Here is a 15,479-nt window from a genome sequence, read left to right on the forward strand (position 1 = left end):
GCACGCCCGCGCACAGAGGAGCCTCGATGTCAGACCTGACCATCCAGACCACCACCGCGGGTTCGCTGCCGCGATCGCCCGAGCTCGTGGAGGCCACCAAGGCCCTCGAGGTCGCCGAGGACGGCTTCACGCTGGTCCAGACGCCCGAGTACCGCGAGCGCGCCGCGCAGGCGGTCTCGGACCTGGTCAAGAAGCAGGTCGACGCGGGCATCACCATCGTCGGCGACGGCGAGTACGGCAAGGCCATGACCGCGGCCCACGACTTCGGCGCCTGGTGGTCGTACTCGTTCCAGCGCACCGCCGGACTCGCGCTGCCCTCGCAGGACACCCCGCCGCCCGCGCCCGTCCGCTCGACCCCCGGCAACATCCGGCTCACCTCGATGACGGACCGCCGCGACTGGGTCCGCTTCGCCGAGGCGTACTTCGACCCGACCTCCGGCGTGCTCTTCGGCGACCCGCCGTTCTGGCCCGAGGCCGTCGGCCCGCTGTCCTACCGCGGTCAGGACGCGATCGCGTCCGACATCGCGAGCCTCCGTGCGGGCCTCGACGCCCACGGCCTCACCGACGGCTTCATCACGTCGCTCGCGCCCGGCTCGGCGGCACGGATCGGCAACTCCTTCTTCCCGACCGAGGAGGAGCACATCTGGGCATGGGCCGACGTCATGCGCGAGGAGTACAAGGCGATCACCGACGCGGGCCTCACGGTGCAGCTCGACGACCCGTCGCTCGCGGAGTCCTGGGACCAGATCAACCCCGAGCCGTCCGTGGCCGACTACCGCGCGTTCCTGCGCACCCGCATCGACGCGATCAACCACGCGATCGAGGGGCTCCCGCGCGAGCAGGTCCGCATCCACCTGTGCTGGGGCTCCTGGCACGGCCCGCACACCACGGACCTCGAGCTGCGCCACATCGTCGACCTGGTCGCGGAGATCAACGCCGGCGTCATCTCCTTCGAGGCGGGCAACGTCCGCCACGAGCACGAGTGGAAGGTCTGGCGCGACGTCGAGCTGCCCGAGCACACCGTGCTGCTGCCCGGCGTGGTGAGCCACGCCACCAACGTGGTCGAGCACCCGGACCTGGTCGCCGACCGGATCGTGCGCTTCGCGGAGATCGTGGGCCCCGAGCGCGTGATCGCCTCGACCGACTGCGGCCTGGGCGGCCGCATCCACCCGCAGATCGCCTGGGCGAAGCTCGAGTCGCTCGGCGAGGGCGCCCGCCGCGCCGCCGCGCTGCTCGACGGCTGACCCGTTCCCGCGGCCCCGCGTCCTCCCTGGTGAGGCGCGGGGTCGCGGCGTCTCCGGGCTTCCCCGGGGACGATGCGCCGGCCGGCTTCGCGGGTCAGGCGAGCGTGTCGAGGACCTCGCACAGCAGCGCGAAGGTGGTGAGCGGGTTGACGATCGCGAAGCGCAGCACCGGCTCGCCGTGGTGCGAGCTGGGCACCACGAACGCCCGCTGGTCCGCGAGGAGGCCCGCGCACCACGCGTCGTAGTCGGCCCGCGTCCATCCGTCCTTGCGGAACACCACCACCGAGAGCTGCGGCCGCCGCACCAGCGACAGCCCGTCGCGGCGCGCGATCTCGTCGGCGACGCGGGACGCGAGCGTGATCCCGTGCTCGATCGCGGACCGGTACTCGTCCGTGCCGTACGTCGCGAGCGAGAACCACAGCGGCAGCCCGCGCGCGCGGCGGGTGAGTTGGACGGACAGGTCCGAGGGGTTGGTCTCGGGGGCCTCGGTCAGCGTGTCGAGGTAGGAGGCGTGCTGCGTGTGCGCGCGGCGGGCGACCTCCGGCTCCCGGTAGATGAGCGCGCACGCGTCGAACGGCGCGAACAGCCACTTGTGCGGGTCGACGATCAACGAGTCGGCGTGCTCCACGCCCGCGTACGCGGCGCGCATCCGCGGCACCAGCATCCCGGCGAGGCCGTAGGCGCCGTCGACGTGCAGCCACACGCCGTGGCGGCGCGTCACCTCCGCGATGCCCGCGATGTCGTCGACGATCCCGAAGTTGGTGGTGCCCGCGGTGGCGACCACGGCGAACACCGCGTCCCCGTGCTCGGCGATGGCCTCGGCCACCGCATGGCCGTGGAGCCGCCCGTCGGCGTCGGGCAGGATCCCCACCACGTCGATGTCCATGACCGCGGCCGCGGACTCGACGGAGGAGTGCGACTCGCCGCTGCACACCACGGCCCAGCGCGCGGGGTCGGGCCGGCCGGCCTCGCGGTTGCGCCGGCGCGCGGCGTCCCGCGCCGCGACCAGCGCGGAGAGGTTGCCGATGGTGCCGCCCTGGACGAACACGCCGCCGGCGGACTCCGGCAGCCCGAACTCGCTCGCGAGCCACGCGAGCACCTCGTTCTCCGCATGCACCGCACCGGCGCCCTCGAGCGACGATCCGGCGTAGATGGACGAGGCGGAGACCACCAGGTCGAACGCGGAGGCCGCCTTGCTCGGCGCGGACGGGATGAACGCGAGGTAGCCCGGGTGGTCGGTGGACAGGCACGTGGGGGCGAGCACGTCGCCGAAGAGCGCGAGCGCGCGCGTCGCGCCGATCCCCTCGGCCGTGATCGACGCGGGGGCCTGCGCGGCCAGCTCGGCGGGCGTCGCGGGCACGTCGAGAGGGATGTCCTCCCACAGGACGCGGCGCCGCGAGTAGTCGAGCACCGCCTCGACGATCGCGTGGCTCTCGGGGGAGACGGCGTGCATCCGCTGCGGGTGGATGTCCTCGGGGCCGGGGTTGGGGATCACCGGGACAGACTATGGGCGCAGCCGCGCACGAGTCGCGTGTCACACGTGCGTCTGAGCGATGCTTCCCTGCGTCGTTGAAGCCGTTGCGCAAGAAACCTGCGTCGCGTCGCCCGGCCGTGACGCCTTTCCGCCTCCTCGGTGCCCGAACACCGCGGCGCGCTGCACCCCGAAGGACAGCAGCCACAGACCGAGGTCCGTGCTCACCTTCGCTGCCAGAAGCGGCAGCCCGAGCGTGGTGAGCAGCAGCAGCGACACGTAGCTCGCGGCCAGGAGCGCGACCGCGAGCGCGAGGTAGCGCCGGGCCTGCGGCAGCGCAGGCCCCCGTGCGCGGAAGACCAGGCGCCGGTTGAGCGTGAAGTTCGCGCCGGCGCTCAGCACCCGCGCACCCAGCACGGCGGCGACCAGCGATCCCGTCCACGCCTCCAGGCCGAGCAGCGCCGCGGTGTCGATCCCGAACGCGACCAGCGAGGACGCCGCGAACAGCGCCAGCGGGGCGAGCACCCGCGCCGAGTCCGCGAGCGGCCGGAAGTGCGAGGAGCGGTTCGAGTCCAGGTAGACGGTGTCGATGCGCGTCTCCATCAGCGGGATCCCGCGCCGTGTCGCGTCGAGCAGTAGCGCCAGCTCGTACGCGAAGCGTTCGCCGGGCACCGCGAGCGCCCAGGGCAGGAGGCCGCTCGGGTAGCCGCGCAGGCCGGTCTGCGTGTCGGAGATGCGCCGGCCGGTCACGGCGGCGAGCAGCGCCGTGGTCGCACGGTTGCCCAGGCGCGACCGCCACGGGACGTCGCCGGTGAACGCCCGGACGCCCAGCACCACCGCATCGTCCATCCCCGCCTCGGCGCGCGCGTCGAGGACCTCCGCCACCCGTGCGACGTCGGCGGGGGTGTGCTGGCCGTCGCTGTCCGCGCAGACCACGCCGCCGCCGGGGGCGTGGACGGTCAGCCACGCGAAGCCGGTCCGCAGCGCGGCGGCCTTGCCGCGGTTGACGGGGTGGCGCAGCACCGCCGCGCCCAGCGCGGACGCCTCGGCGAACAGCCCCTCGTAGGCGGCACCGGAGCCGTCGTCGACCACCAGCACGCGGTGCCGGGTCTCGCGCAGCGCCGCGACCAGCGCGACCATGCGTGCGTCGGGTTCGTAGGCGGGGACCAGGATCCACATGTCAGCCCACCCACAGGATGTCCGAGGTGCCGCGCTCCTCGCCGCTGCCGCCGGGCACGTTCACCACGGCGCCGTCGCTCACCATGGTCGACGAGCCGCCGCCGTCGAGGTTGTACGCCTCCGTCGCGCCCAGGTCGATCATGATCTGCGCGAGCTCGTCGAGCGTGACGCCCGCGCTCTCGCTCGACCGCCCGTCCACCACCACGAGCACGTAGTGATTCGCGTCGATCATCCCGATCGCGGTGCGCGGCTGGTCGCCCTGGATGGAGTGGTTGCCCACGTTCGTGTCGACCTCGACCTGGTCGATCCCGTCGACGATCGCGCCGTCGTCCACCAGCGCCGGCCCGAAGGAGAGGGTCTGCCAGGCGCCGGCGTCGAGCAGCTCCTGGGCGCTGGTGGTGGTCTCGTCGTAGACCTCCATGGTGCCGTCCGCGTAGATGACGGCGCCGGTGCGCGCGGGCTCGTCGCGATAGTTGACGCCGTTGCGGATCTCGATGCCGGTGGTGCGGAAGCCGTAGTAGTCGCCGTTGACCGCGAGCGCGGCGCCCACCTGCGCGGCGATGTCGGACGGGTCGGCCGTGATGTTCTCGCCGAACGCGTCCTCCGCGAACGCGGACCTCAGCTGCGTGATGTCGCTCAGGACCACGTCCGCCACGTAGTAGGTCGCCTGGTCGGAGCCCGTGCCGTAGGTCGACTCGGTGAGCGTGATCTGCGGCGCATCCGCGGCGGCGTCCTCCGTCGCGGTGCCCGCGACCTCGGCCTCGAGGGCGGAGGCGTTCGCGACCTCCACGTGGTCGATCACGTAGCGGTCGAGGGCCCACGCGGCGATGGCCGACAGCACCAGCAGCAGCGTGGCGAGAGCGGCGACGATGCGCCGGCGGAGGCGGCGGGGACGGGCGGGGGCGTCGGTGGTCATGCGGCGAAACTACGGAGCGCTCCTGGCCGTTCCCCCACGAGCGTCCTGGGGGTTCGCTCGGAGAGTCAGGCGGTCGCGACCGCCAGCCGCGCCAGCGCCGACAGGGCCGCCGGGCTGGAGCGCGCGATCCGCTCGCGCGCCTCGTCGAGCGCGGGCGAGGCGTAGCCGCGCGGCACCCGCGCCGGGTTGAGCGCGACGCCGCGCGCCCATTCGCGGACGTCCTCGGCCCCCATGAAGGCCGCGGCGGAGGCGGCGCCGCGCAGCGTCATCTCGGCCCACTGGGCGCGGGTGTTCCCGTACTGCGTCGGCGGGCACAGCGCGTTCTTGGCGTCGTCGCCGGAACGGGTCGCCTCCACGTAGCCGATCAGCGCCGCGCCGAAGCATGGGAAGCCGGCGCGGATGGGCTGCAGCGTGATCGCCTCCGGTGACCACACCGGCACGGCCGGGGGATGCGGCAGCCCGTCCGCGGCGCAGTGCAGGATCACGGTGCGCGCCGGAAGCGCGACCTCGCCGCGCTCGAGGACCAGGCGTCCCGGCGCGGCGGCGTGGACGTGACCGAGCCGGACCACGTCCTCGACGCTGCGCAGCAGCTCGAGCTCCCACCGCGCCAACGTGGGCGCCTTCGCCATCGTCGGCGTGACGGACCGGTCGATCCGGAGCATCACGCCGGCCTCCTCGAGCCTCGCGAACAGCGCGGTGAGCGACCCGGCGCCCGCGGCCGCCTCCCACACGTCCGCCGCCATGGTCTGGAACACCGCCGGCTCGGGCTGGATGCGCGCGCGGTCGAGCATCCACGGATCCCGCGGTCGCACCCACGTGAGACGGTCGGGAGGCACACCGGCCTCGAGCGCGTGGACCACGGCGTCCGTCGCGGTCTTGCCCGAGCCGACCACCACGATCCGGCGGGCGTCCAGATGCTCGTCGAGCTTGCCGACCGGCACCACGGCCGCGCCTCCTTCGACCGTGAACGGAGGCGGCGTCACCGCCGGCACGGTCGGGGCCAGGTGGTGAGCGTCGACGATGCGCGTGCCGCGTCGCGTGCGCGCGACCACGGTGCCTTCGGCGTCGACGACGCCGCCGCCGCGGTGGGTCACACCGCCCCGAAAGATCACGCGTCCCGTGCCCTCGAGCCGTGCGAGCGCGGCCTCGAAGTAGGCGCGCACCTCGGCGCCGGTCGCGCGCTCGTGAAGGCCCCGCTCGGGCCCCGACTGTTGGATGCCGCCGCCCAGCCGCGTGGACGCGACGCCGTAGAACAGTGAGGCCTGGTGCAGGCGCACGAAGGGGTAGGCGTCGCGCCAGTGACCGCCCGGCCCGGGTCGGGTGTCGATCAGCGCCACGCTGGCGTCGCCGTGGTCGACCAGCGCATCCGCGAACGCCAGCCCGGTCGCGCCCGCCCCGACCACGAGGTGGTCGACGTCCCAGTCCTCGATCATCTCCCCAGCGAATCACGACGACGGCACGCGGGCGCGGCGGCGACCGAGGTCCCGCACGCGGCGCTTCCCGCGGGGCTAGCCTCGGTGCCACCATGACCTGGTTCTACGACCCGCGCCGCTCCTACGAGGACAACTACGCCCACGGTCCGTTCGGTGCGTTCGCCGCGCCGCCGCCCGCGCTCCCGGCGCCCACCGCCCGCGCATCGTTCCTCGGCCATGACGTGGCGAGCCCGTTCGGGATCCCGGCGGGGCCGCTGGTGAACGCCGCGTTCTGCGCGGCGGCCTTCCGTCACGGCTTCGACGTCAACGTGTACAAGACCGTGCGCACCGGAGCGCGCGCCGCGCACCCGTTGCCGAACGCCCTCGCCGTGCACGTGGACGGACGCCTCGCCGCGGGCCGGGTCGACCCCGTGCTCGCCGACGCGGCGCTCGAGGGCGCGACGAGCATCTCCAACTCGTTCGGCGTGCCGTCGCGGGACCCGGACGCGTGGCAGCCGGACATGGCCGCTGCCGTCGCCGCGGCGGGAGAGGGGCAGCTGCTGGTCGGATCCTTCCAGGGCACGCATCCCGCGCCTGACGCCCCCGACCGCGAGGCCGCCTACGTCGCAGACCACGTGGCCGCCGCGGCGCTGGTCGCGGAGGCGGGTGTGCCCGTCCTCGAGCTGAACCTCAGCTGCCCCAACGAGGGCACCGGCGCGTTGCTGTGCTTCGACGTCCCGCTCGTGGCGTGCATCGTTGCGGCCGTGAAGGAGCGGGTCGGCGACCTGCCGCTGCTGCTCAAGCTCGCCCATTTCAGGGACGATGCGGCGCTCGCCCGGATGGTCGACGCGACGGCGGGCATCGTGGACGGGTACGCGGCCGTCAACACGCTGCCCGCGCGGCTGGTCGGCGCGGACGGCGCCCCGGCGCTGCCGGGCGCCGGTCGGGAGGTCGCGGGCGTGTGCGGCGACGCGATCCGGTGGGCCGGGCTCGAGATGGTCGGCCGCCTCGCGCGGCTGCGCGAGGACGCCGGGCGTCCGTACGCCATCGTGGGCGTGGGTGGGGTGCTCACGGCTGAGCATCACGCCGCCTACCGCGCCGCGGGCGCGGACGCCGTGATGAGCGCGACCGGGGCGATGATCGACCCCGGGCTGGGAGCGGCGGTGCGGGCGCTCCCGGTCAGCCCTTGAGCTTGTTCTTCACCATGCCGAACAGCTGCGGCTCGCTGGGCAGGTTCGCGCTGATGCCGGGGGCCACGAACTCCATGTGCCACGACTCGGGCTTCGACCCGCCCACACGGGCCCACAGCGGGTGGATCCAGCCGTAGCGCGAGCCGTTCGCGGCGATCCACGCGGCGGAGGCGGGGTCGAAGTCCGCGGCCATGCCCCAGCCGTGGTTCGACGTGCCGGGGGTCGCCGCGAGGTAGCCCTTGGCGGCCTGGGTGGCCACCTGCGCGGTGTACGAACGGTAGGACGAGCTGAGCGACAGGTGGCTGCCGGTCTGCGCGTAGTAGTCGTCGTCGGCGCGCTCGAGGGCCTCGGCGGCGTCGCACTGGAGCATGTTGCCCGGCGAGAAGGACAGCGAGCACAGCTCCGTCGACGGCACGGCGCCGTTCGAGTACGTGATGCCGGTCGGGGTGCCCTCCCAGCCGGCGACCCGGGCCGCCGAGGCGGCCTCGTAGGCGGCCCACGTGCTCGCGGTCGCCTTGTCGACCTGGCGCTCGTAGGTCGCCATGCGCTTCTCGTTGATCGCGGTGCGGCGCTTGTTCTCGGCCTTCACCCACGCGGCGTGCGAGTCGTAGACGGCCGTCTCGGCGTCCTCGAGGTCGAGCGTCGCGAGCTGGACGTCGGCGAGGACCGCGTCCACGGCCTCCGCGTCGTCGCGATCCACCTCGACGTCCTGCAGGCCGAGCAGCGCCTTCCTGGCCGCCTTGAGCTCCTTGAGGGTCGCCTTCTCGGCGACCTTGCCGTCCACGGCGTCGATGATCCCGGCCGAGGAGTCCGCGAGCGCCACGATGGCCGCGCGCTTCTCCTCGAGCGTGAGGTTCGAGCGCTCGAGCGCGGCGTCCGCGGTCGCGGCCTCGAGCACCGCGGTGGTGCCCTCGATGCGGCGCGTGGCGGCGTCGAGCTGCGCGGCGGCCTTCTCCAGCTGCGCGGTCGCGGCGGTGACGGCGTCCAGGTCGTCGACCTCGCCCCGCAGCACCTTGGCGACCTCGGTGTCGGCGACGATCTCGGCGAGCGCCGCGGCCTCCTGGTCGGCGGTGGGCTCCGCGGACGGCTCGTCCACCTCCGGGGTGGGCGTGGCCGACGGCGAGGCGCTCGGCTCCGCGGACGCCGTGGGCTCGGCCGAGGCGGTCACGGACGGGGAGGCGCTGGCCGAGGGCTCGGCGAACACCGAGGTCTTGGGCTCGGCGGGCACGATCGCGTCCGCGTCGAGCGAGGCGTCCGCCTCCTGCTCCTGAGCCGCCAGCTGCTGCTCGACCTGCCCGAGCACGGCGGACGGGTCGATCTCGAGGGAGGGGGTCGACGCGAACGGGCCGCGCGCGGTCTCCACGCCCAGCGGCGCGCTGGCCCACGCCGGCGGCACCACGGCCGTCGCGGTGACGGTGACGTGGTGGTGCTCGGCGGCGTACGCGGCCGAGGTCGCGGCCTGCGTGAGCTCCGCGGCCGCCGAGGCGACGGACGCCTCGTCGGAGACGGTCTCGGACACCTCGGAAACCTCGCGTGCCTTCGCGAGGGTCTCCTCGAGCTGCGTCCGCTCCTCGTCCAGCAGCCGCGCCTGGGCGCGTGCCTCCGAGACGGCGCTGTCCACGCGCTGCTCGTGCAGGCCGAGCGACACGGCGATGCCGCCCAGGAAGCAAGAAACGGCGAACACGGTCGCCGTCTGCCATCGGAAGGGGAGGTGAAGCTTGCGCACAGGTCTCCAGGGTGGGGTACAAGGACTGCCCTCCCACCGTGCTGCCGCGGCTCGGCCTGCGGCGCGATCTGGTGTGAGGGCTCGAAAGACCATAACCGCGCTATGGCGCCTGCGGGGCGCGGCGACGGCGGAGGGCTGTGATGCGTTCACATCGGAGCACGGGAGACGCGTCGCCTTTCGGGGACGTATGCAGGCACGACATCCTCCAGGGGGCATGCTCGCCCGCGCGAGTGTGATCTGCGTCTCATCGGGCCGGATCTGGCGCGAGCGTGCGCCGCGCACCACTAGAGTGCTCGGCCTGCCGGCGAGAGGCCTCCCGGCGCGCGCGGCGCCGCGCGACACGCCGGGGGCTCGCCGCTCCCTTCGCCGCGACTTCGCGACGTCTCGCCGCACAGGCGACCCGCGCATCGTCCCTCCGCGTGCTCCGCCAGGGACCAAGGGCCCAGGCGCGAATCATCGCTAGATCTAGTGTTCTGGTGACGGTTGGACCCCCAGATGTTGTGGTTCGTGGGGTCCGCAGGCGCGAAGGGGAGCAGAGATGAGCATCACCGAGATCGACCGCACGCAGGCCGACGGGGACGAGGATCGCCCCGTGCTCCGCGTGGTGAAGCGCGACGGTCGCACCCTGATCTTCGACGACCGCCGGATCGCCACCGCCCTCGCCAAGGCGTTCACCGCGGTGCACGGCGCGCTCACGCCGGGCCAGGAGGCGGCGCTCGACGCGATCGTTGCGCGGGTCGACGGCGAGCTGGCGGCGCGCTTCCACGACACGGTCAAGATCTACGAGATCCAGTCCGTGGTCGAGCACGAGCTGCTCGAGGCGGGGGAGTACGACGTCGCGCGGGCCTACATCGACTACCGGGTCGATCGCGACTTCTCGCGGTCGAAGGCGATGGACCTCAACCACTCGATCACGCGGCTGATGTCGAAGGACTCCAGCGTGGTCCACGAGAACGCCAACAAGGACGCCGAGGTCTACAACACCCAGCGGGACCTCACCGCGGGGATGGTGGGCAAGGCGATCGGCCTCAGGATGCTGCCCGCGCACGTCGCCAACGCCCACCAGAAGGGCGACCTCCACTACCACGACCTCGACTACCACCCGTATGCGCCGATGACCAACTGCTGCCTCATCGACTTCAAGACCATGCTGTCCGCGGGGTTCCGGATCGGCAACGCGCAGGTCGAGCCGCCGCGGTCGATCCAGACCGCCACCGCGCAGATCTCCCAGATCATCGCCAACGTGTCCTCGAGCCAGTACGGCGGCTGCACCGTCAACCGCATCGACGAGCTCCTCGCGCCCTACGCGGCCCTCAACCGCGCCAAGCACGCCGCCGACGCCGCCGCCTGGATCGACGACCCGGCGCGTCGCGAGGCGTACGTCCAGGACAAGACGCGCAAGGACATCTACGACGCGATGCAGTCGCTCGAGTACGAGATCAACACGCTCTTCACGTCGAACGGCCAGACGCCGTTCACGTCGATCGGCTTCGGGCTGGGCACCGGCTGGTACGAGCGCGAGATCCAGAAGGCGATCCTGCAGATCCGCATCCGGGGGCTCGGGCGCGAGGGTCGCACCGCGATCTTCCCCAAGCTGCTGTTCACCGTGAAGCGCGGGCTCAACCTCTCCGAGGGCGAGCCCAACTACGACATCAAGCAGCTCGCGGTCGAGTGCGCGACCAAGCGCATGTACCCGGACGTGCTCAGCTACGACAAGATCGTCGAGATCACCGGCTCGTTCAAGGCGCCCATGGGATGCCGGTCCTTCCTCCAGGGCTGGACCGACGAGAACGGAGAGGACGCCGTCGAGGGACGCATGAACCTGGGCGTGGTGACGCTCAACCTGCCGCGCATCGCGCTCGAGGCGGAGGGCGACCAGGACACGTTCTGGCGGATCCTCGACGAGCGCCTCGACACCATGCGCGACGCGCTCACCTACCGGATCGAGCGGTGCAAGGAGGCCGTGCCCGGCAACGCGCCCATCCTCTACGTGCACGGCGCGTTCGGGAAGCGGCTGGGTCCCGCCGAGGACGTCGACACCCTGTTCCGCAACGGCCGCGCCACGGTGTCGTTGGGCTACATCGGGCTCTACGAGGTCGCGACCGCGTTCTACGGGGGCTCGTGGGAGTCCGACCCGGACGCGAAGGAGATGACCGTGCAGGTCCTGCGCACCCTCCGGGACCGCGCGGCGGCGTGGAAGGCCGCGTCCGGCTACCACTTCTCGGTGTACTCGACGCCGTCCGAGAGCCTCACGGACCGCTTCTGCCGGCTGGACAAGGAGCGCTTCGGGTCCGTGGCGGACATCACGGACAAGGACTACTACACCAACTCCTTCCACTACGACGTGCGCAAGAACCCCACGCCGTTCCAGAAGCTCGACTTCGAAGCCGAGTACGCGCCCCTCACGTCCGGCGGCTTCATCCACTACTGCGAGTACCCGGTGCTCCAGCAGAACCCCAAGGCGCTCGAGGCGGTCTGGGACTACGCCTACGACCGCGTGGGCTACCTCGGCACCAACACCCCGATCGACCGCTGCTACGCGTGCGGCTTCGAGGGCGACTTCACCCCGACGGCGCGCGGCTTCGCGTGCCCGGCGTGCGGCAACGACGACCCCCGCTCGTGCGACGTGGTCAAGCGCACCTGCGGCTACCTGGGCAACCCGCAGCAGCGGCCCATGGTCCACGGCCGCCACCAGGAGATCGCGTCGCGGGTCAAGCATCTGCAGGCGGACGTGCGGGTGCCGCTGTCCGCGCGGCCTCCCCAGGAGTGACGATGCACCGGTCGCCCGTGCGCGACGCCTGGCTGTCCGCTCGGGTCAGCCAGGGCTACGTCGCGGACTACAAGCCGTTCACGTTCGTGGACGGCGAGGGCGTGCGCTGCTCGCTCTACGTGGCCGGCTGCCTGTTCGCGTGCGAGGGGTGCTTCAACGAGGATGCGTGGAGCTTCCGCTGCGGCGAGCCGTACACGCTCGAGCTCGAGTCGCGGATCCTCGAGGACCTCGCGCACCCGGCGATCCAGGGGGTGTCGCTGCTGGGCGGCGAGCCGTTCCTCAACACCGGGACGTGCCTCTCGCTGGTGCGACGCCTGCGGGCCGAGCTCCCCGGGAAGGACGTGTGGTGCTGGTCCGGCTACACGTTCGAGGAGCTGGCGGAGGAGTCCGAGGACAAGCGCGCCCTGCTGGCGCTGGTGGACGTCCTGGTCGACGGGCCCTTCGACCTCGCGTCGCGCGACCTCACGCTGCCGTTCCGCGGGAGCCGCAACCAGCGCGTCATCGTTGTGGCCGCGTCGCTCGCCGCGGGACGCGCGATCGAGCGGGTGTAGGCGCCGCCGGATCCGCTCCGACGCCACCGCGGCGCGGGAGGCCGAGGGTCGTGTCGCCCCGCTCGCGGAATTTACGCACTTTCGCGCACGCGGCGGCGAGAGTCACGCCCGAGACGGCCCGGCGCCTGGTGCGTGGGGCCAGGCTTCACGCTCAGCACGCGCGTCAAAACGCATAAAATCCGCGAGGACCGCGCACCGAGGTGGTCGACGGCGCGCCGGCAGGGGCGCGAGGGGGCGCGAGGCGGCGCGGGAGCGCCCGCGAGGCGCCTGGCGACGGCCCGCTAAAGCGCCGGCTGCTGCTGCGTGATGCAGTGGATGCCGCCGCCGCGGTCGAACAGCGGGCGCGCGTCCACGCGCACGATCTCGCGGTCCGGGTACGCGCCGGCGAGCACCTCGAGCGCCTCGTCGTCGTGAGGGTCGTCGAACGCGCACGCGATCACCGCACCGTTGAGCACGTAGTGGTTGACGTAGGACCAGTCGACCCAGCCCTCGGAGTCGCGCAGCGTCGCGGGTGCGGGCAGCGCGAGGACCGAGAGCGCGCGCCCGTCGGCGTCGACCGCGGCGGACAGCACCTCGCGCACCTCCGCCGACACCTCGTGATCGGGGTGAGCGGGGTCGCGCTGGTCGTGCACCAGCACCGCGCCGCCGGGGGTGAAGCACGCCACGATGTCCACGTGGCCCCGTGTCCCGTAGCGCTCCGAGTCGCGCGTCAAACCGCGCGGCAACCAGATGACGGCGCGCGCGCCCACGGTGCGCGCGAGCTCGTCCTCGACCTGCGCGCGCGACCAGCCGGGGTTGCGTCCCGGGTCGCGCTGCACGGTCTCCGTCACCAGGAACGTGCCGCGGCCGTCCGTGTGGATCCCGCCGCCCTCGTTGACCAGGGGCGAGGCGATTCGCGGCACGTCAGCGTGCTCGAGCGCGGCCTGCGCCGCCAGCGCGTCGTGGTCCCAACGGGCCCAGTCCTGCGCGCCCCAGCCGTTGAACACCCAGTCGACCCCGGCGAGCGCGCCGGAGTCCTCCACGAAGGTGGGGCCGATGTCGCGGAACCAGGCGTCGTCGAGCGGCGCCTCCAGCAGGACGATGCGCGGGTCCAGCCACGCGCGGGCCGCCGGCACCGCGTCGGGAGCGACGAGCATGGTGAGCGGCTCGCGGGCGACGATCGCGTTGGCGACGGCCGCCCAGGTGCGGCGCGCGTCGTCGGCCTCGTCCTCCGTGTCGCCCAACGTGTAGCCGGTGCTGGGCCACGCCATCCACGAGGCGGCGTGGGTCTCCCATTCGGCGGGCATGCGGCGGGTCATCGGTCCTCCTCGGGGGTGGCGGCGAGCGCGGGGGCGAGCGGCGGCGGGACGCGGCGAGGCGCGGCCACCTCGTAGGCCGCGCCCAGCGACAGCAGGGCGTTGTCGGTGTACGCACGCCCCGCGAAGGTGAGGCCGACCGGCATCCCCGACGAGCGCATCGTCCCCATGGGAACCGTGACCGTGGGCACGCCCAGGTGACGGATCGCGAGGTTGCCGTTGGCGATCCAGACGCCGTTGCGCCAGCCCGCGTCCGCGGAGGCGTGGTTCACGTCCATGTCGGCGCGGGCGACGTCGGCGACCGCGGGGAACACGAGGGCGTCGAGGCCCCGGCCGTCCATCCAGTCCTCGAGATCGGCGCGGCGGATCGCCTCGAGGCCGGCGAGGCCCTCGGCGAGCGTCGGGATGTCCTCAAGGCGCATCCCGGGATGGGAGCGGACCCAGGCGGGGTAGTCGGCGATGTCGTCGTCGAAGCCGTCGTAGCGGTCGGGCAGCGCGCCGGGCGGGGCGGGGAAGATGGTGGCGCCGTCGACGTCGGCCAGCGTGCGAAGGGTGGGGTCGCCGTTCGCGGCGAGGAAGTCCTCCCACGCCCACGCGGACAGGTCAAGGATCTCGCGCGCGAGGTAGCCCGGGGGGAGTTCGGTGCGGGTGCGGATGGTGGGGGCGCCGGGACGGTCGCCCTCGTAGCGCGTGATCATGGGCAGGTCGACGTGGACCACGGTGGCGCCGGCGGCTTCGAGGTCGGCGCGGGCGCGCTCCCAGAGGGCGATGACGTCCGGGTGGGTGTCGATGCGGGCGCCGGTGGGGCCGCCGATGCCGGACTGGTCCGCCGTGCCGGCGTCGGGGTCGGCGTTGACGTACATGCGCGGGACGCCGAGCGTGACGCCCGTGAGCGAGGCGCCGACCGCGAGGGCGGGATAGCTCGCGGGTCGCACCTCGGAGGCGAGCGGCAGAGGGACCCAGGGCTGGGCACGCCAGAGGTCGCCGCGGGTCTCGGGGTCGTCGGCGACGATCGTGTCGAGGATCTCGAGCAGGTCCGCCATGGTGCGCGTGTGCGGCACCACCACGTCCATGGTGGGCACCAGCGGCCAGTTGCCCCGCACCGAGATGACGCCGCGCGACGGCGTGTACGCGCACAGCGCGTTGTGGGAGGCCGGGCCGCGGCCGCTGGACCAGGTCTCCTCGCCCAGCCCGAACGCGGCCAGGCTCGCCGCGGTCGCTACCCCCGAGCCGTTGGAGGAGCCGGACGCGAAGGGTGCGGCCAGGTGATCGGGGTTGTAGGGGCTCTCGGCGCGGCCGTAGAGCCCGCGCTGCATGCCGCCGTTCGCCATCGGGGGCATGTTGGTGAGACCCAGGCAGATCGCGCCTGCGGCGCGCAGCCGTTCGATGGTGAACGCGTCGTGCTGCGCGACCAGGTCCGCGAACGCCGGGCTCCCGGCCGCGGCCGTGAGCCCACGCACCAGGTACGAGTCCTTGGCGGTGTACGGGATGCCGTCGAGCGGGCCGAGCGTCGCGCTGGCGGCGCGGCGGACGTCCGAGGCCGCCGCCTCGGCGAGCGCGGCGGGGTTGGTCACCACGATCGCGTTGAGGGCGGTGGCGGTGCCGGGGGCGTCGTAGGCGGCCGCGCGGTCCCGGTAGGCGTGGACGAGCTCGACCGCGGTCGTGCGGCCCGCCTCGAGGGCGGCGCGGAGCTCCGCGATGGTGGCCTCGACGACGTCGAACACG

11 protein-coding genes are annotated in these 15,479 nt (G+C 73.2%); 4 read left to right on the forward strand and 7 right to left on the reverse strand.

Annotated elements, in window-relative coordinates; translation table 11 throughout:
* The first annotated feature begins 26 nt into the window (after positions 1–26).
* Entirely contained in the window at positions 27–1,244 is a 1,218-nt protein-coding gene (locus AOM05_RS06050; RefSeq protein ID WP_228373225.1) for a cobalamin-independent methionine synthase II family protein, read from the forward strand.
* 94 nt (positions 1,245–1,338) lie between these two features.
* Here AOM05_RS06050 and AOM05_RS06055 read toward each other — a convergent pair whose 3' ends face one another.
* The 4 genes from AOM05_RS06055 to AOM05_RS06070 form a co-directional block, all read right to left on the reverse strand.
* Positions 1,339–2,697: a pyridoxal phosphate-dependent decarboxylase family protein gene (locus AOM05_RS06055; protein WP_062520855.1), complete on the reverse strand. Its 1,359-nt coding sequence runs from the start codon at positions 2,695–2,697 to the stop codon at positions 1,339–1,341.
* Between the two features lie 81 nt (positions 2,698–2,778).
* Entirely contained in the window at positions 2,779–3,894 is a 1,116-nt protein-coding gene (locus AOM05_RS06060; protein ID WP_062520331.1) for a glycosyltransferase, read from the reverse strand.
* A gap of 1 nt (position 3,895) precedes the next feature.
* Positions 3,896–4,810, reverse strand: coding sequence for a phosphodiester glycosidase family protein (locus AOM05_RS06065; protein WP_062520333.1), 915 nt, complete (start codon positions 4,808–4,810; stop codon positions 3,896–3,898).
* A gap of 65 nt (positions 4,811–4,875) precedes the next feature.
* Positions 4,876–6,243: an NAD(P)-binding protein gene (locus tag AOM05_RS06070; protein WP_062520335.1), complete on the reverse strand. Its 1,368-nt coding sequence runs from the start codon at positions 6,241–6,243 to the stop codon at positions 4,876–4,878.
* Positions 6,244–6,335: 92 nt separating this feature from the next.
* On the opposite strand from AOM05_RS06070, the gene AOM05_RS06075 reads away from it, so the two are divergent.
* Complete coding sequence (locus AOM05_RS06075) at positions 6,336–7,412, forward strand: beta/alpha barrel domain-containing protein (protein ID WP_062520337.1); 1,077 nt, start codon at positions 6,336–6,338, stop codon at positions 7,410–7,412.
* Here AOM05_RS06075 and AOM05_RS06080 read toward each other — a convergent pair.
* A complete protein-coding gene (locus tag AOM05_RS06080) occupies positions 7,402–9,138 on the reverse strand; it encodes a M15 family metallopeptidase (protein WP_062520339.1) in 1,737 nt (578 codons plus the stop codon). The two genes, AOM05_RS06075 and AOM05_RS06080, sit on opposite strands and share 11 nt — an antisense overlap.
* 538 nt (positions 9,139–9,676) lie before the next feature.
* Between AOM05_RS06080 and nrdD the strand changes: the two genes are divergently transcribed.
* Entirely contained in the window at positions 9,677–11,908 is a 2,232-nt protein-coding gene (gene nrdD, locus AOM05_RS06085) for an anaerobic ribonucleoside-triphosphate reductase (RefSeq protein WP_062520342.1), read from the forward strand.
* Between the two features lie 2 nt (positions 11,909–11,910).
* Complete coding sequence (gene nrdG / locus AOM05_RS06090) at positions 11,911–12,459, forward strand: anaerobic ribonucleoside-triphosphate reductase activating protein (RefSeq protein ID WP_062520345.1); 549 nt, start codon at positions 11,911–11,913, stop codon at positions 12,457–12,459.
* 281 nt (positions 12,460–12,740) lie between these two features.
* Here the strand turns inward: nrdG and AOM05_RS06095 are convergent, their stop codons facing one another.
* The gene (locus AOM05_RS06095) at positions 12,741–13,757 is read right to left on the reverse strand and encodes an agmatine deiminase family protein (protein WP_062520347.1); all 1,017 of its coding nucleotides are present in this window, start codon (positions 13,755–13,757) and stop codon (positions 12,741–12,743) included.
* Entirely contained in the window at positions 13,754–15,478 is a 1,725-nt protein-coding gene (locus AOM05_RS06100) for an amidase (RefSeq protein WP_062520348.1), read from the reverse strand. Before AOM05_RS06100 ends, AOM05_RS06095 begins: the two co-directional genes overlap by 4 nt.
* Position 15,479: the final 1 nt, after the last annotated feature.

Source organism: Demequina silvatica (genome assembly GCF_000971215.1).
GTDB lineage: Bacteria > Actinomycetota > Actinomycetes > Actinomycetales > Demequinaceae > Demequina > Demequina silvatica.